This window comes from Methylosinus sp. sav-2 (assembly GCF_004366495.1).
Classification (GTDB): domain Bacteria; phylum Pseudomonadota; class Alphaproteobacteria; order Rhizobiales; family Beijerinckiaceae; genus Methylosinus.
In genome coordinates, this window is the sequence record NZ_SOEJ01000003.1 from 173,039 (window position 1) to 190,386 (window position 17,348).

Here is a 17,348-nt window from a genome sequence, read left to right on the forward strand (position 1 = left end):
GCTTCGCCCACCGTCACTTCAGCGTGAACGGCACGATCACATCCATTGCGAACATGCCGGTCGAGCGTCGATAGCCGCTCGCGCCGAAGAAGGGCGCCGCGCCGGTCAGCGATGCGTCGTAGCGCAGCTCCGGCCGCAGGGACAGGCGGGTGATCGGCAGACCTTTGGGGATTTCCGGCGTGATCGTCAGCCCGGCGGTGATCCCGAAATAGCTGGTTCCGCGCCCCTCGGGCTGGAAGATCGCCGAGGGCGTGTAGAAGCCATGCTCTATGTTCGTGTAATCGAAATAGCCGGGATAGGCGCCGACGAAGAAATTGCTATGGTCGCGCCAAAATTCGACGCGGCCGTTGAGCTGCAGCACGTCGTCGATCTTGTAAGAGACATATTGCGCGACGCCATAGCCGTTGACGCCGCGTGGACGACGCGGAATGAGCGTGGCGTCGAAGCCGTAGATATCGGCGAGCCGGCGCAGCGCGCCTTCGGACAGTCCCGTCACCGAGAGCGCGTTCCATCCATCGTCGCGAATATAGTTTATGTCTGTGCTAAGAGTGAGCCGATCCGTCGCTTTCCAGGTGAGCGTCACATCATTGCTGTAGGACAGCGCCCGATTGGGATCGCAGGCGCATTCATACGGAATGTTCGGCCAACCGACGCCGAGCGGATCGAGCTGCATCGGATCTTCCGGCCCGATGTGAGTCGTCCCCAGAATGGTCAGCCTGTCGTCGAAGGCCTTTATGCGCAGGCCGGCCTGGAATGAGGCGGCGCTGTTGTTGTCGCCGGGCCAGCCGAGGCTGGCGCTATCGCCCGACATCACGCTCGCATGGACAAAAAGCCAGGAGGCGAGATCGGAGGAGATCATCACGCCGGTCTGCTTGAGCGGAATGCCGAAATTGAAAATATAGGAATGGCTGTAGAAAATGCTGTCGACCAGCTCGGCGCCCTCGAGCGTGACGAATTGGCCGATCTTCACATCGAATCCATTGTCCGTGATCCACGGCAGATGCACGGTCGCGAAAGCCTGCAGAATGTCGAGCTGCGTGCGGTCGCGCATCGCATAATCGAGCTCCCCCATAAAATGCGTGTAGCGCGCGTCGGAGCCGACCATCGTCTGAATCTTGAAACCGAGGTCGAAGTCCTTCCTCGCCTTTGGATCCGGCAAGCGCTGCATGGTGAGCACGCCGGCGTTGAATTGCGGCTGATTGGCGCGATCGGTGAACAGATGGCCCCAATTGAGCTTGTTGAACGGATTGTCGAAATTGAAGGTGGAGCCGGCCTCGACGAAGCCCGTCACCGTCAATGCGTCGAGCCAGGACGGCGGCGACTTGGCTTTGCTGTTGGATTTCTTGTCCGAGCCAGATGACGCAGGCGCGCGCGAGGCGGGCGATGCAGGCCATCCGAGCAGCGCGCTGGAATCGTCCTCTTGCGCCGATGCGGGGACGACGGCGAGCATCACCGCGACGCCGCCGGCCGTGAGAGCGGCCGCGAGCGCGCGCCGCAATGTCGCGACCAGGAGCAGGAAAGCCTCTTTTTCGAAAATATCGATTGAAACGAGACGACGAAAAGCACTTTCGACCGCGCCGAAAAAATCTGGCTGCGAATGCGAGGCCTATCCGATTCCGCCAGAACGCGGGAGTCGGTTATTCCACGGCGCCGGCATGCGGCGCGGCGAGATAATCGCGCGAGCGCATCTCGATCAGCCGCGACACTGTGCGCGCGAATTCCTGCGCCTCATGTCCCGTCGGCGCGTGATAGAGATCCAGCGCCTCGCTCTCGGCGGAGAGAATCAGCCGCGTTTTCTTCTCATAGAGAATGTCGATGAACGTGATGAATCGCTTGGCCTCGTTGCGGCGCTCGAAATTCATCTTGGGAACCGCGTCGATGAATATCGTGTCGAAGGCTTCCGCGAGCGCCATGTAATCGGCGGCGCCGGTCGGCCGCGCGCACAGCTCCTCGAAGGGAAAGCGCGCGACGCGCCCCGCCGCCTGCGGAACGGCGATGTCGCGGCGCGCGACGCGCAGCATCCTCGGCGCGCCAATGGCGACGCCGCTCAGCTGCAGAAACAGCGCATCCATCGCCGCGCGGGCGCGTGCGTCGGCGGGCGTGAAGAAGGTCTCGTCGAGCAGCGTCTTCTCGAGACGAAAATCGGCGCGCGCATCGAGGCGCAATTGATCGAGCCTGTCCTCGATCAGCGCGATGAAGGGCAGGAAGAGATCGCGATTGCGGCCGCCTTCGTAGAGGCGGCGCGGCTCGACATTGGAGGTCGCCACCATGATGACGCCGTCCTCGAGCAGCCGTGTGAACAGACGCGCGAGAATGGTCGCGTCGGCGATGTCGGTCACGGCGAATTCATCGAAGCAGAGCACGCGCGTCTCGCGCGCGATCTCCTGCGCCACATGCGCCAGCGGATCGGGCGCGGCGCTGCGGCGCGCGGCGAGCAGACGCGCGTGAACCTGCGCCATGAAATCGTGAAAATGCGCGCGGCGCTTGGCGGCGAGCGGAAGCTCGGCGAAGAAGAGATCCATCAGCGTCGTCTTGCCGCGCCCGACGAGGCCGTGAATGTAGAGTCCGCGCGGAGCGCCGCAGGCTGCGCGCCGTCCGAGCAGCCCGCGTAGCCGCGCGGCGAGGCCGTTGGGCGAAGGGGCGGCGGGGCGGCGCGTCAGCTCGCGCGCCAGCGTTTCCAGCCGCTGGAGCGCCGCGAGCTGCGCGGGATCGCGCTCCAGCGCGCCGCTGGCGACCAGCTTCTCATAACGGGCGAGGAGGGGGCGCGGCGCTGTCATGCGCGGCGCCTCGTCGGAGAGGTCACAGCCGCCGCATCCTGCCATTGGCCGCGTCGAAGGCGCCCTCGCGCAGCTCGCAATAGAGCAGGCGGCGGGCGTCCACCGGTCCCGGCATGACGATCTTGCCATGCGGCACGCGGGCGAAGCCGAGACGGGCGTAATAGTCGAGATCGCCGACCAGCAGCACCAGCCCGTGACCGGCGTCGCGGGCGGCGTCCAGCGATTTCTTGACCAGCGCTTCGCCGAGCCCCTGCGAGCGAAAGGCCGGCTCGACCGTCAGCGGTCCGAGCAGCAGGGCCGGGGCCTCGTCGATGAGGATGGACGTCATGCGATTGGCGCCGACCAGCAGCGTGCCGACATGGGCGACGAAGGAGAGGGAGAGATCGGCTCCGACGCCCTCACGCAGCCGATAGGCCGTGCGCGCATATCGCCCCGGACCGAAAGCCCGCTCCTCGAGCTTTTCGATTTGGGGCGCATCGGCCGGCGTCTGCGGCGAGAAGCGGATGACGAGATCGATCATGGCTGCGCATAACATGGGCCGCCCGGTCGGCAAAGACCGCGACCGGCCCGAGTCTTGCTGAAAACGCGCGCATGGATGCGATCGAGATCAGACCAGCGACGCCGGCGGACGCAGAGACGATCGCCGCCCTCCATGTCGCCTGCTGGGCGGAGACCTATACGCCTCTGGCGCCGGCGGAAATTCTCGCGGAATACACGCTGGAGACGCGCCTCGCGCAATGGGGTGAGACCTTGGGCGGCGGCGGGCCGCAACAGCCGCCGCCGAGCGTGTTTTTGGCGCTGAAGGATGGCGCCGCCATCGGCTTTGCGGCCAGCGGCGCGCAGCAGAGCGCTATTCTCGGCGAGCGCGGCTATGCCGGCGAATTCCAGGCGATCTATCTGCTGAAGGAGGCGCAGCGCCTCGGCGCCGGCCGCTGTCTCATGCGCGTCATGGCGCAGGCGCTGCGCGAGCGCGGGATCGAATGGGGGAGCCTCTGGGTGCTGCGGCATAATTTCACGGCGCGGAAATTCTACGAGAAGCTCGGCGGTCGCAAGATCGGCGTCGAAGGCGCTTGGCGCGGCGTGCCGGAGGTCGCCTATGGCTGGCGCGATCTCGGCCTGCTCATCGATCCGCTGCCGGCCAAGCCTTGGTGAGCAAGTCTTGGTGAGGGAGCCTTGGTGAGCGAATTCTCGTCACGCGCGGCGACGGAAGCGGATGCGCAAACGCTCGCCGCGCTCAATCTCGCCTGCTGGCGCGAGACCTATGTGGGCCTGCTGCCGGCGGAGACCTTCGCCGCCCTCTCGCTAGGGGAGCGCCTCGATCATTGGCGCGGGGTTTTTCAGATGAAGGGAGACCGCGTCACTCTGGCGATGGACGCCGCCGGAGAGACGGTGGGCTTCACCCATTGGCGCGCGCATGAGCTCGCGCTCGGCGGACGGCTCGGCCGCGGCGGCGAGATTTGCGCCATCTATCTGCGCCGCTCCGCGCAGAGACGCGGGCTCGGCGGCTGGCTGATGCGGCTGATGGCGGAGGAGATGCGCGCCAGCGGCCTCAAATGGGCGAGCCTCGTGGTGCTGCGCGAAAATCTCCCCGCCCGCCGCTTCTATGAGGCGATGGGCGCTCGACGCTTCGGCCACGAGCTCTCCTGGCGCAGCGTTCCGCAGGTCGCCTATGGTTGGCGGGATGTGGGGAGGCTGGCTGCTCACCAATAGGGCGAGACTGTCGCGCCGCCGAAGACCTCCGCTATGCGCGCCCGCGTCGCCGGAGTCGCGCCTTCGGGCAGGGCGTCGAGCGGGAAGAAGCCCGCCTCGGCGATCTCATGGTCGGGCGGGCGCGGCGCGGTCTGACGAAAGGCGCGCGCGACGAAAAACGCCACATGGTCGCGCTTGGAGATGCGGCGGTTGAGATAGACGCCGCGCAGTTCCGCCGGCGCCTCCAGCTCTATATTGCCTTCCTCGGCCAGCTCGCGGGCGAGCGCCTGCTCGAGCGTCTCGCCCGGCTCGACGCCGCCGCCGGGCAGATAATAGCCCGAGATATAGGTGTGCCGCACCAGCAGCACGCGCCGGTCCGCATCGACGACGAGGCCGCGGACGCCGAGCGTCATCGGCCGTATCACCGTCGCCGCGAGCACGACGAGCCGCGTCGTCAGCAGCGTCCGCCAGCCGGACTCGCTCATCGGCCCGGCGCCTGTGCGGCGGCCGTCGGTTCAAATTTCTGGCGTTCCATGTTTCGACACTCTAGAACCGCTCCAAATCGTCGCCGGCGCGACGCCGAGAGCTAACTAGCGCCGCCGTTCCGCCCTGCGCAAGGAGCGCCAGATTGAAATCCTTTTGCGACCTCACGGAACGTGAAATTCTCGCCGTCGCCATCGCCTCCGAGGAAGAGGACGGCCGCATCTACCAGAGCTTCGCCGAAGACCTCTCCGAGCGCTATCCCTCTTCGGCCAGTGTCTTCGAGGAAATGGCCGAGCAGGAGGCCGCCCATCGCCACGCGCTGCTCAACCTGTATCAAAAGCGTTTCGGCCCCAATCTGCCGCCCATTCGGCGCGAGGATGTGAAGGGCTTTCTGCGCCGCCGGCCGATCTGGCTGACCCGCAATCTCTCGCTCGAGACGATCCGCAAGGAAGCGGAGGTCATGGAATATGAGAGCGCGCTCTTCTATCAGCGCGCGGCGGAACGGGCGACCGACGTCGGCGTGCGCAAGCTGCTCGGCGATCTCGCCGCGGCGGAGCAGGGGCACGAGACTCTCGCCATGCGTCTCGGCTCGCAAATCCTCACGCCCGGCGCGAAAAAGGAGGAGGATCTCGCCTATCGGCGCTTCTTCATCCTGCAATATGTGCAGCCGGGCCTCGCCGGGCTCATGGACGGCTCGGTCTCGACTCTGGCGCCGCTGTTCGCCGCCGCCTTCGCCACCCATAATAATTGGGAGACCTTTCTCGTCGGCCTCGCCGCCTCCATCGGCGCCGGCATCAGCATGGGCTTCGCCGAGGCGCTCTCGGACGATGGCTCGCTGACCGGCCGTGGCTCGCCGATCCTGCGGGGAAGCGTCTGCGGGCTGATGACGACGCTCGGCGGCCTCGGCCATACGCTGCCTTATCTCGTGCCGGATGCGATCCCCGACAGTTTCGCCATAGCGACGACCATCGCCGGCGCGGTCGTCTTCTTCGAGCTGTGGGCGATCGCCTTCATCCGCGCGCGCTATATGGACACGCCTTTCCTGCAGGCGGTGTTTCAGATCGTGCTCGGCGGCGCGATCGTGCTCGCGGCCGGCATACTCATCGGCGGCGCGTGAGGCTAGCCAATGGCGTTTCTGCTCGCTCATCTCTCCGACGCCCATATCGGGCCGATCCCGCGGCCGAGCCTGCGCGAGCTCGCCGGCAAGCGGCTCACCGGCTACGCCAATTGGATCAATAAGCGGGCGGAGGCGCATGACATGGGCCTGCTCGGCCGGCTCGTCGCGGATATGGAAGCGCAAAAGCCCGACCATGTCGTGATGACCGGCGATATCGTCAATATCGGGCTCGACGCCGAGATAGAGGCGGCGCGGCTCTGGCTCTCGGGCCTCGGCAGCCCGGAGCATGTGAGCTTCACCCCCGGCAATCACGACGCCTATGTTCCCGCCGCCGTGCCCCGTATCGCCGAGACCTTCGCGCCTTGGACGACATCGGAGGAGGGCGCCGGCTTCCCCTATCTGCGGCGGCGCGGCGGGGTGGCGCTCATCGGTCTCGATTCGGCCGTGCCGACGGCGCCTTTCGTGGCCTCCGGTCGGCTCGGCGCCGAGCAGCGCGAGAAATTGGCGGCGCTGCTCGACAAGACCAAGGCCGAAGGGCTGGCGCGGATCGTGCTGCTGCATCATCCGCCGCATCGCGGCGGCGCCAAGCTTTTGCGCGGTCTCGATGACGCCGCCGAGCTGGAGGCGATCATCGCCCGTCACGGCGCCGAGCTGATCCTGCACGGCCATAATCACAAGATCAGCCTGCATCGCCTGCCCGGCGCGCATGGGGAGACGCCGGTCATCGGCGTGGCCTCCGCCTCGGCCAAGGCGGGCGCGCATTATCCTCGCGCCGCTTATAATCTCTATTCCATCGAGCGCGAGGCCGACAAAATCTCCATCGCCGCCCGCTCTCGCGGATTGGGCGCGGACGGCGAGACGATAGAGGAGTTGGACGCGCTCGCTCTTTGAAGCCTCAACGCGGCAAATAGGGGATGGCGTGAACGCCGAGCTGCCACAGCAGAAAGAAGAACGCCGCCGCGCCCGCGCCCTGCGCCAGGAACAAAACCGCACGATAGAGCTTTTCGCCGATTCCGCCCGGGCGGGGCAGGACGGGCAGGCTCGCCTTGGGGGCCGCCAGCTGCTTTTTCTTCGCCGCCTCCTCGGTGAAGGCGCGGGCGCCGCCTTGTCCGGCGAAATCGAAAGCCAGCGCTTTTTCCCGCTCTATCAGCCGATGCGCCATATATTCGGTGATCGCCTCCACCACCGTCGCGATATTTTCGCTTTCGCCTATGGTGACGCGGCCGTTGCGCGTGTCCTGCAGGAAACGATAGGTGCGGCGGTCGCGGCCCATCTCGACGAAGCCGACATGATCGATGAAGAGCCGCGGCCGATCGCCATGCGAGACGCCTATGTCGAAGAGATCGCAATCCTTCGGCGCCTGGGCGAGGACGGGCTCCAAATGGTCCCGCAAAATCTCGAGCCGGGCGATCTCGGCGTCGCGAAGATCGGCGAGAACGCCCGAGCGCTCGGCGTTGGCGAGCCGCGCCCGCCGCATCGCGCCGGTCAGATTGGCGACGCGGGTCTCCTTGGTCTCAACGGCCAGCGCGCGCTGGCCGGAGCCCCGCTCGCCGGGCCGCCTGTCCGTCACCAGCGCCGTCGGGGCGGGCGCATCGCCCGTCGTCGCCGGCTGGCCCTCCCTTTTGGATTCGTCCATCTCACTCATTCGCACGAAAGACCGCATGGCCATCTCATCCATTATACCTTCTCGCGACCGAGTTTCGACCGGAAAGAGCCGCTCACAGCGAAGCTTCGGCCGGGGCTTCGCTCTCATGTAACGAGCCATTATCGGAGGCGAGCGCGTCCTGGTTAGACCGCAAAGGCGGATAAAGCATGGCCGTCGTTACGAACGCGCCAATAGGATATCGGGAATAATACTGATAATTCGACACGAATATTAGACGGCGGCGCCTGTGTTCTGACGATGTTCCTTGCGAGGCGTCTCTCTGGCCGCGACAGTCGCAGCGGCCGCGTCGACGGCCGAGCTTGCGGAAGAGTCGACATTTGCGCCGCCATCCGGCAAATCTCCGGCCGACGAGAGCGGGCGCCCGCAGATTCGCGCGCAGGAGGAGGCCACAGCCCGCTGCTGGCCGCGCGCAAGCTGGAGACCCCTATGGCGCCTCATGAAGCCGGCCTGCCGACGGCAGGCGCGCGATTTGGGCGGGTCGCATTCGGCGCGATCTGCTCGCTCGTTTCGGCCATGGAGGCGGGCGGCGGCCGCGAGCATATGCTCGTCGCCGGCTTTTTCGCCGCGACGGCGCTGCTCCTTTTGCGGCCGGCGCAGGGGCGCATCCGCCAGGGCGTCGATTTCGCCATTGATTTTGCCGCCATAGGCGCGCTGGCCTTGCTCTGCGATCCAGCGGGCGTGCTCTGGCGCGCTCCAGAGACGCTTTCGAGCCTCTTCACGCTGACGCCGATCGGCGCGGGCTCCGCGGTCGGCCTCTATCTCCTCGGCGTCGCCATCCTGCCCGGCTCGCCTTTCGCGCTGCGCGGGGCGCTATTCCTCCTGCCCTTCCTGTTCTGCCTTCTGGTCGCGCTCGGCTCGCGGGTCATCGGCGAATTGGGCGGGCTGCTCTTCCTCGGCCTCGAAGTTCCGCAGACGGCGCGCGTCATCGCGGCGCGGACGATCATCGTTTTTCTCTTGAACGAGGCCGTCATCATCGGCGCGCCGCTGGCGCTCGGCCGCTATCTGCCGCAGCAATGGCGCCCGCATGGCGTGCTGATCCTCGCCGCTCTGATCGCCGCCGTCACGCCGGAGATCGCCAGCCTCGGCGCGCATCCCCATGTCGCCTTGCTGCCGGCGCCGGTCGCGATCGTGATCGCCGCGCTGCTCGCCGCAGCCGCCCAGGCCGGCCTTTGGGGGGAGACCTATCTCGTCACCCAGGCTATGGCGGGAATGCTGCGCGGGACGCCGTCTCTGCCCGTCATCGTGCTCAACGATTGGAAGACGGGCGCCGCCAAGGGCGCCGTCTATGGCTTCGTCTTCATGGCGCTGCTGCTGGTCGCCGGGCTCATCGTGAGCTTCCCGCCGGCGCTCGGACTCGTCGTCGCTGCCGGGCCGGTCGGCGGCGCGCTGATCGGCGCGGGAATTTTTCCGCTGCTGCGCGCCATCGTCGAAAGCACGGATTCGACGCCGCCCTTCTATGCCCGGCTGCGGCACGAATATAAGCGGACCGCCAATTTCCCGCGCGGCCTCGTCGCCGGCGCGGCGGTCGGTCTCGCGCTGCTCTTCGGCCTGCCGGGCGAGGACGGCGGCGCGCGCTTCCTCTTCGGCGCCGGGGCGGGTCTTCTCGCCTATGCGGGCGTCGACATGGGCTTCGACCTCTATGCTCTGCAGCAGAAACGCCGCCAGCATTTGCGCAGCTGGCGCGTCTATGCGCTGGGCGCGTTGCTGGGCGGGCTCGTCGGCGGCGCCGTCGCCTGGTATCTCGACGCCGGCCAGCTCGAGACGATCGCCAAGAAATTCTTCGCCTATATCTCGCTGAGCTACGCCGCCGACGGAAGGCCGGTCGCCGATTATGTGATCCGCCCGCTCTTCTCCAAATGGGGCGCGACAAATCTCGGCTTCGTCGATGGCGGCGTTCGCCTCTTCTTCGACGAGTCGCTGTCGGGCGTCATTCAATGGGTGTTCGCCGCGCCCTTGTTCTCGATCAATCTCTTCTTCCTGACGGCGCTGGTGCGCCGCAGCCTCGCGCCTTTGCGCCAGCTCGCGAGCTGGGAAGGTCTCGACATGCTGGTCGAGAACGCCGTGCGCGTGCTGCGCTGGGGCCTATGGATGGCGCCGGTCATCTATTCCTTCCTGAAGGCCTCGCCCGATCCCGCTTGGTACAATCAGGACGGCCTCATCCGCACCGGCGTCGCCATATGGATGAATCACGCGCTGCCGGACCAGGATTTCCGCGCCTGGAGCCTCGACATCTTCACGGCTCTGCTCGCCTATGACGCCATCCGCGTGCTTATCTGGTTCGACCATATGGGCCTGCGCGTCGCGACATTGGTGAATCTCTCCTTCGTGGGCGGCGATGTCGCCGATGAGAAAGCCGCGCGCTTCATCGGCAAGGCGCAAAAGAGCCGCGCCATACCGGAAGGCCTGCGCCGCTTCGCGACCTGGGCGCCGCTGCTGCTGCCCTTCTACATCCCACGCGGCGCGGAATGGGATCAGGCCTGGGGCGCGGCCGAGCGCATGGCGCATCTGAGGCCGCCGTCCTATTCCTATCTCATGGGCGGCTATATGGCCTATGCGGGCGTGCTCTCCATCGCGCTCGTGATCTTCCTGCTGATCCAACTCGCCAAGGCCGGAAAGCTGCCGCTGGACGGCATCACCGGCGCCGGCGGCGCGCCCGGCTCCAAGCCCTTCGAGCTGACCAATGGCCTCGTCACCAGCCAATGGTTCGAGGACGGGCAGGGCGCAATGCGCGTCGAGGGCGTCGCCCGCGGCGGCCCGCCGATCGATCTCACTCGCCGGCCGGACGACCACGCCCATCCGCGCGGACGCTTTCTGTTCTTCCGCGAGGAGGGTCGCGATCTCTGGTCGCTGGGCTCCGCGCCGACCTGCGCGCGCTGCGAGAAGGTGTCGCTGGAGAGCGAGGGCTGCACTTTCCTCTATTTCCTGATGGAGCAGGGCGGCTTCGCCATAGAGGCGAAGATCGCGCTCGCGCCCGACGAGGCGGTGGAGATCACGCGGCTGCGCCTCGTCGATCTCGAGCAGCGCCCGCGCAAGATCACGCTCGCGACGCTTCGCGAATGGGTGCTCAACGAGACCGGCGTCGAGCAGCGCGACGCCGCCTATAACGCCATTCACATCGGCACATGGTTCGTCGGCGGTCTCAACGCGATCATCGCGCAGAACCGCCTGCTGAAGGGCGGCGCGCGCCGCGACGTCGATCGGCGCCTGTCGCCCGAGGTCGGCTTCCATGCGATCGGCGCCAGCGAAGGAACGCGGCTTCGCCTCATCGGCTATGAGGATGTGAAGGCGCGCTTCTACGGCCTCGGCGCCGCCGGCGCGCCGGACAGTCTCCGAGACGGGGACAAGCCGCGCGATCCGTCCGACGAAGGCCTGCTGTTCGGCTTCGAGCCGATCGCGAGCCTGCGCGCTGAGCTGGATATTGCGGCCGGCGGTGCGGCGGAGATCATCATCGTCGACGGCTGGGCGCGCGATCTTTCGAGCGCGACACGGACGATCGCCAAGCATCTCTCCCGCGACTTCGATTTCGCGAGCGTGGAAACGGCGCTGGCGCGTAAGCGCGCGCTGCTGCACCCACCGGCGCCGGCCGAGCATCGCTACGCCTTCGCCGAGGACGGCCGCAGCCTGACGCTACGCCCCGACACGCCGCGGCTCTACGCTCATGTGATCGCCAATGCAGTGGGGCAGGGCGCCGTGCTCGGCAATCATGGCGATATTTATTCCTTCCACGGCAATTCGCGGCTCAATAGCCTGACGCCCTTCCGCATGGGCGAGGGCCGCATGACGCCGGCGGGCCAGGCCATCTATGTCTACGACCTCGCCCGGCAGGACGCGCATTCGGCGACTTTCGCCCCGCTGCGCCGGCGCGACGCCGAGCATTCCGTCGAATATGGCCTCGGCTATGCGATCTATCGCTCGAGCCGCGACGATCTCGATCTGGAGCTGACCGTCTTCGTCCCGCCGGACCAGCCGGTCGAAATCAAGCTGCTGCGCATCATCAACCGGCGCGATCACGAGCGCCTGCTGCAGATCACGCCAGCGATGGAGATCGTCCTCGCAGAGACGCCGAACGAAAGCCTCGGCCGTGTCGAGGCGGTCGCGGGCGAGAATGACCGCGCGCTCTACTTCCGCAATCCCGATAATAATTTCGTCCAGGGCTGGGCCTTCGTCTCCACCTCGGTTCCGGCGGAATTCGCCGAGACCTCGCGGCGGCGCTTCCTCGGCCATGAGAGCCGCGATCCGGCGCTTCCCTATATGGTCGAGCACGGCCATCCGGACGCCGGCGCGCCGGAGCATCAGCGCAAGGTCGCGAGCTTCTCCGGCGCGATCGACGTTCCCGCCAATGGCGAGTCGCTCGTCGTCGTCGCCATGGGGCAGACGCCGACGCTCGAAAGCTCCAAGATTCTCGCCGCCCTCGCCAGCGATCCGGCCTATGCCGCGCGCGCGCTGGAAGAGACCAAGCGCGAGTGGGAGCAGCGCCTCGGCGTGCTGCGGGTGAAGACCAATCGGCCGGAGTTCGACCGGCTGGTGAACGACTGGCTGCCCTATCAGCTGCTCGTCTCGCGGCTTTGGGGTCGTTCCGGCCCGGCGCAGCGCTCGGGAGCGACCGGCTATCGCGATCAGCTGCAGGATGTGCTGCCGCTCATTCATCTCGCGCCGGAGCTGGCCCGTGCGCAGATATTGAAGCACGCCGCGCATCAGTTCATCGAGGGCGACGCCGTCAAATGGTGGCATGACGCGCCGGACGGCGGCTGCGGCATCGCCGACCGCACCCACGCCTCCGACCCGCATCTGTGGCTGCCCTATCTGACGATCCGCTATGTGAAGGGAACGGGCGACGACGCCATTCTCGATGCGATCGAGCCTTTCCTCGAGGCCGAGCTGACGCCACCCGACCGGGAAGGAAACGCCAGCGTCCCGCTGACCTCGCGCGACAAGGACAGCCTGCTCGGCCATTGCGCGCGGGCGATCGACTATTCGCTGGATCGCTTCGGCGCCCATGGCCTGCCGCTGATGGGCACGGGCGATTGGGACGACGGCCTCAATCTGCTCGGCGCGCAAGGGCGCGGCGAGAGCGTCTGGGTCGGCTTCTTCCTGCACGGAATTCTCGCCGATATCGCGCCTTTGTTCGAGGCGCGCGGCGACGCAGCGCGCGCGGTCCGCTATCGCGAGCGCGCCGAGGCGCTGCGCGTCGCGCTCGATTCCTGCTGGCGGGGCGATCGGTTCCTGCGCGCCTACGCCGATGATGGAAGCGAGGTCGCGCCGATGAGCGCCATGACCGCCTCCTGGCCGATCCTCTCCGGTGCGGTGGATTTTTCGCGCGGCAAGGAAACGCTCGACAATGCGCTGGCGGCGCTCGCGCGGCCGGATCGCATATTGCTGGTGACGCCCTTCTTCGACGAGAATTCGCGTCCCTATCCCGGCCGCAGCGCCGAATATCCGCCGGGCGTGCGCGAGAATGGCGGCCAATATTCGCATGGCGTCTCCTGGCTCGTGGACGCGCTGACTCGCCTCGCGCTGCAGGCCGCCGAGCGCGGCGATCGCGCCGAGGCCGATGCGCTGTTCGCGCGCGCCTTCGAGGCTTGGTTCGCCATCTCGCCCTTGTCGCGTCTCACGACGCCGGAGCAGGCCGATATCTACGGCCTCGCGCCGCATCAGCAGCCGGCCGATGTCTATGAGGGCGATGGCTATGAAGGCCGCGGCGGCTGGAGCTGGTACACGGGCGCCGCCGCGCGCATGCTGTCCGCCGCCTATGGGCTGCTCGGCTTGGAGATGATCGACGGCGAGCTCAGCCTGCGTCCCGACGCCTTCGAGCCCAAGGGCGATTTGAAGCTCGAGAGCGTCACCTGGCGCGGAAAGAGCTTCTCGGCCTGAAGCGTATGTTTTCACCATGAATCGGCGTCCGCGGCGCGGACGCTTGTGGACAAATTGATTTCATTTTAGCGTTCCGCCGCTCGATCAGCAGCTTGCGTTCGGGTCTCGATGCGGCGTTTTCTTCATGAGTTCATGGGCGCGTATCTGCTCCTGTGTCGCGGCGCTGTCGTTTCTGCATTCGACGGCATGCCGCGCCGGCGCGTTTCTACAAAAGCCGGGCGAGGGGATCGTCATCCTCTCGACCAGCTTCGCCGACGCCCATAAGGCCTATGATTCGCGCGGCAAGCTCGTCGCCGCGCCCTCCTATGCAAAATTCGAGACGCAAGCCTATGTCGAATATGGCCTCATCGACGAGATCACCTTCGTCGCAGAGTCGAGCTACATGCGCTTCCGCGGCTCGGGCGAGCAGCGCCAGCTCGAGCAATTGCAATATCTGACGGCCGAAGCGATCGCAGGCGCGCCGCTCTATCTGCCGCCCGGCCTCGGCGGCGGCGCGCGCTACGAGGGGCTCGGCGCAGGTTGGATCGGCGCCCGCCTGCGGCTGCTCGAATGGGGGGCGACGATTCTCTCCGTGCAAGGGAGCCTGCGCGCCGCGACGCCCGCCGCGCAGACCTATCTCGACATGAAGCGGCGATTGCAGGAGGATGTGCGTCTGCAATTGGGCTGGCCAATCGAGATTTTCGGTCTTTCCGGCTTCAGCGACATGCAGCTCGGCTATCGCTCTCTCGGCCAGAGCGGCGATGAGATACGCGGCGAGATGACCTTCGGTCTGCGGCCGTTCGACGGCGTGCTGCTGCTGGCGCAGAGCTTTCTATCCGTTTCCCCTTGGAATGGCTCCGCGCCCTTCATGTCCTCGCAAAAGGCTCAAGTGAGCGCGGTTTACGACCTCACCCGCGAGGTCGCCGTGCAGCTCGGCGTTCGCGCCTCGCTGCGCGGCGTCAATGATTCCGCCGAGCGCGGCCTGCTCGGCGCCCTATGGTATAGGTTCTGAGGCGGGTTGCTGGGCGAGGGGAAGATGACACGCTGTTTCGGACTCATTCTGGCCGGCGGCCAGGCGCGGCGCATGGGCGGCGTCGCCAAACCGCTGATATCCGTCGGCGGCGCGCCCATCCTCGAGCATCTCCTCCGCCGGCTCGCGCCGCAATGCGCGCGACTCGCGCTCAACGCCAATGGCGATCCGGCGCGCTACGCCGCCTTCCATCTGCCGATCGTGCCGGACGAGGTGGAGGGGTTTGCCGGGCCGCTCGCCGGCGTGCTCGCCGGGCTCGATCATGTCGCCGCGCATTTACCGGATATTCCACTCATGCTGAGCGTTCCGGCGGATACGCCTTTCGTTCCGCTCGATCTCGCCCAGCGTCTCGCCAGCGGGCGCGCGGAGGCGAAGGCGGAGATCGCCGTCGCCACATCCGGCGATCGCGTGCATCACGCCGTCGCTCTATGGCCGGTCGCGCTGCGCGAGGAACTGCGCCATGCGCTGGTGAAAGAGGATTTGCGCAAAGTCTCGGGCTTCATCGAGCGTTACGCCAATACGCAGGTCGAGTGGAGCGATGCGCCCTATGATCCGTTCTTCAACGTCAACCGGCCGGAGGACGTCGAGATGGCGGAGCGCATATCGGCGAACCTCGAGGCTCAGCGGTCGTAAGCAGCGAGACCCCTCACACGAACCCCGGATCGATCGTCCCCGTCCGCTCGAGCCAAGCGGGCGTCGGCAGATTCTGCCCGCGCAAGAAGTCGAGATTGTAGAGCTTGGAGGCGTAGCGCGTGCCGAGATCGGCGAGGATGGTCACGATCGTATGGCCCGGCCCGAGTTCCTTGGCGAGGCGGATCGCGCCCGCGACATTGACGCCCGAGGAGCCGCCGAGCAGCAGGCCTTCATTCTCGGCGAGATCGAAGAGAATGGGCAGCGCCTCGGCGTCGGGAATCTGATAGGCGAGATCGATCGGCGCGCCCTCGAGATTGGCGGTGATGCGCCCTTGGCCGATGCCCTCGGTGATGGAGGAGCCCGAGGCCTTCAGCTCGCCGCTCGTGTAATAGGAATAGAGCGCCGCGCCGAGCGGATCGGCGATGGCGATTTTCACGGAAGGCTTGCGCTCCTTCAGCGCAATGCCGATGCCGGCGAGCGTGCCGCCCGTGCCCACCGCGCAGACGAAACCGTCGATCTCGCCCTCCGTCTCGGCGAAAATCTCCGGCCCGGTGCCGCGAATATGGGCGTCGCGATTGGCCACATTGTCGAATTGATTGGCCCAGATCGCCCCCTCTAGCGTCTCTTTGGCTAGCCGCTCGGCGAGGCGGCCGGAGAGCTTCACATAATTATTGGGATTGGCGTAGGGGACGGCCGGCACCTCGACCAGCTGTGCGCCTTGAAGGCGCAGCGTGTCCTTCTTCTCCTGGCTCTGTGTCTGCGGAATCACGATGACGGTGCGAAAGCCCAGCGCATTGGCGACCAGCGCGAGGCCGATGCCGGTATTGCCGGCCGTGCCCTCGACGATGGTTCCGCCCGGCTTCAACGAGCCTTCCGCAATAGCGGCCTGGACGATGGAGAGCGCGGCGCGATCCTTCACCGAGCCGCCCGGATTCATGAATTCCGCCTTGCCGAGAATGCGGCAGCCCGTGGCCTTGGACGCCGCCTTCAATTCGATGAGCGGAGTATTGCCGATCGCTTCGATGACATTGGCGGCGAATTTCATGTCGGACCCGTCCTTTACGCGCGAATAATCCGCGCTAGCCGATAGAGTGTGAGGAAGCAAGGATTATTCCTATTCGCTCGCCCGCCGTCTCTCCAAGCGGAATGTAGCGGCATGGGTCGCCCGCTCGCCCGGCGCGAGGATTCGCATGGACGGCTTCTCATAGAGATCGCCTGAAAAATCTTCGGGGTCGCCGTGGCCGGTCCAGGCCTCTATGCAGAGGAAAGGGGCCGGAGGTCGCGCCCATAGCGCGATATGAGGAAAATTCTCGAGCTCGACGCAAAGCGCGAGCCCGTCGCCATTGTCGTAAAGGAGACGCCGGCTCGCCGCGTGCAGAAAGCACAGCGCCTCCTGCTCCAGAAGCGCGGCGGAAAGCGGAAGCCGCCGCTCCTCCAGTGGGACGGCGCGGCGGCGGGCGGAGAATAGCCCGCCCGGCGCGATGACCGGGACCTCGCCGCTCTCTTCTGTCTCGAAATGGATCGCATGCGGCTCCGCCGAGCCGTCCAATGGCCAGCGGAACCCCGGATGCAACCCGCAGGCGTAGGGTAGGGGTCGGGCGTCCCGATTGGCGGCGGCGAGGGAGACGCGCAGCTCACCCGGCCGCAGCGCGAAATGCGCCTCGAGGCGGAAGGCGAAGGGAAAAAGCGCGCGGCTCTCCTCGTCCTCCTCGAGGCTCAAAGAAACCGCCGCCTCCGACCGCTCCACCAGAGTGAAGCGCTTGTGGCGCGCGAAACCATGCAGGCCGAGCGGAAAACGGGCGCCGTCGACGCGGATTCCGTCCCGCGTCCAGCCCACCACCGGAAACAGCAGCGGCGCCGTCTGCGGCCAGACATCCGGCTGCGGCTCCCAGACGAGATCGACGCCGCCGGCGCGCCAGGAGACCAGCTCGGCGCCGAGCAGAGAGATTTCGGCCGTATCGCCGGAGCCGGCCGTGAGGCGAATCGTTTCGGTCATGCGCCGATCGTAGCGAGCGCGACCCTGGCCGGGGAGGGCGCAGCCGCCTTTGCGCGAGGGGGAGACCGGAACTGCGAGGGAAACAACGTAAAGACGGGGGACGGCTT

The 17,348-nt window shown here is 66.6% G+C and carries 14 protein-coding genes; 7 read left to right on the forward strand and 7 right to left on the reverse strand.

Annotation, left to right across the window (positions count from 1 at the left end; all coding sequences use genetic code 11):
- Positions 1 to 13 precede the first annotated feature (13 nt).
- The 3 genes from EDE12_RS09430 to EDE12_RS09440 all read right to left on the reverse strand — a co-directional run bounded on the left by EDE12_RS09430 (position 14) and on the right by EDE12_RS09440 (position 3,297).
- Positions 14 to 1,498, reverse strand: a complete 1,485-nt coding sequence (locus tag EDE12_RS09430; RefSeq protein WP_245275760.1) for an outer membrane beta-barrel protein — start codon at positions 1,496 to 1,498, stop codon at positions 14 to 16.
- Positions 1,499 to 1,637: 139 nt separating this feature from the next.
- On the reverse strand, positions 1,638 to 2,777 hold the full coding sequence (gene zapE / locus EDE12_RS09435; RefSeq protein WP_026598641.1) for a cell division protein ZapE: 1,140 nt from the start codon (positions 2,775 to 2,777) through the stop codon (positions 1,638 to 1,640).
- A 22-nt stretch (positions 2,778 to 2,799) separates the two neighbouring features.
- Entirely contained in the window at positions 2,800 to 3,297 is a 498-nt protein-coding gene (locus EDE12_RS09440) for an N-acetyltransferase (protein ID WP_026598642.1), read from the reverse strand.
- A gap of 71 nt (positions 3,298 to 3,368) precedes the next feature.
- Between EDE12_RS09440 and EDE12_RS09445 the strand changes: the two genes are divergently transcribed.
- Positions 3,369 to 3,929, forward strand: a complete 561-nt coding sequence (locus EDE12_RS09445) for a GNAT family N-acetyltransferase (protein WP_026598643.1) — start codon at positions 3,369 to 3,371, stop codon at positions 3,927 to 3,929.
- 24 nt (positions 3,930 to 3,953) lie between these two features.
- Entirely contained in the window at positions 3,954 to 4,487 is a 534-nt protein-coding gene (locus EDE12_RS09450; RefSeq protein WP_036291526.1) for a GNAT family N-acetyltransferase, read from the forward strand.
- Here the strand turns inward: EDE12_RS09450 and EDE12_RS09455 are convergent.
- Complete coding sequence (locus EDE12_RS09455; RefSeq protein ID WP_024879936.1) at positions 4,478 to 4,951, reverse strand: NUDIX domain-containing protein; 474 nt, start codon at positions 4,949 to 4,951, stop codon at positions 4,478 to 4,480. The two genes, EDE12_RS09450 and EDE12_RS09455, sit on opposite strands and share 10 nt — an antisense overlap.
- A 143-nt stretch (positions 4,952 to 5,094) precedes the next feature.
- On the opposite strand from EDE12_RS09455, the gene mbfA reads away from it, so the two are divergent.
- Both mbfA and EDE12_RS09465 read left to right on the forward strand, forming a co-directional pair.
- Entirely contained in the window at positions 5,095 to 6,066 is a 972-nt protein-coding gene (mbfA, locus tag EDE12_RS09460; protein ID WP_024879937.1) for an iron exporter MbfA, read from the forward strand.
- 9 nt (positions 6,067 to 6,075) lie between these two features.
- A complete protein-coding gene (locus EDE12_RS09465; protein ID WP_024879938.1) occupies positions 6,076 to 6,957 on the forward strand; it encodes a metallophosphoesterase in 882 nt (293 codons plus the stop codon).
- A gap of 4 nt (positions 6,958 to 6,961) precedes the next feature.
- On the opposite strand, the gene EDE12_RS09470 is transcribed toward EDE12_RS09465, so the two are convergent.
- Positions 6,962 to 7,702, reverse strand: coding sequence for a hypothetical protein (locus EDE12_RS09470; protein WP_245267309.1), 741 nt, complete (start codon positions 7,700 to 7,702; stop codon positions 6,962 to 6,964).
- Between the two features lie 456 nt (positions 7,703 to 8,158).
- On the opposite strand from EDE12_RS09470, the gene EDE12_RS09475 reads away from it, so the two are divergent.
- The 3 genes from EDE12_RS09475 (at position 8,159) to mobA (ending at position 15,245) form a co-directional block, all read left to right on the forward strand.
- Positions 8,159 to 13,603: a glycosyl transferase family 36 gene (locus EDE12_RS09475; protein WP_026598645.1), complete on the forward strand. Its 5,445-nt coding sequence runs from the start codon at positions 8,159 to 8,161 to the stop codon at positions 13,601 to 13,603.
- Positions 13,604 to 13,727: 124 nt separating this feature from the next.
- Entirely contained in the window at positions 13,728 to 14,594 is an 867-nt protein-coding gene (locus tag EDE12_RS09480) for a hypothetical protein (protein WP_026598646.1), read from the forward strand.
- Positions 14,595 to 14,618: 24 nt separating this feature from the next.
- A complete protein-coding gene (gene mobA / locus EDE12_RS09485; protein WP_026598647.1) occupies positions 14,619 to 15,245 on the forward strand; it encodes a molybdenum cofactor guanylyltransferase MobA in 627 nt (208 codons plus the stop codon).
- Between the two features lie 13 nt (positions 15,246 to 15,258).
- On the opposite strand, the gene EDE12_RS09490 is transcribed toward mobA, so the two are convergent.
- Both EDE12_RS09490 and EDE12_RS09495 read right to left on the reverse strand, forming a co-directional pair.
- Positions 15,259 to 16,290, reverse strand: a complete 1,032-nt coding sequence (locus EDE12_RS09490) for a cysteine synthase A (RefSeq protein WP_026598648.1) — start codon at positions 16,288 to 16,290, stop codon at positions 15,259 to 15,261.
- A 69-nt stretch (positions 16,291 to 16,359) separates the two neighbouring features.
- The gene (locus tag EDE12_RS09495; RefSeq protein WP_026598649.1) at positions 16,360 to 17,241 is read right to left on the reverse strand and encodes an aldose epimerase; all 882 of its coding nucleotides are present in this window, start codon (positions 17,239 to 17,241) and stop codon (positions 16,360 to 16,362) included.
- Positions 17,242 to 17,348: the final 107 nt, after the last annotated feature.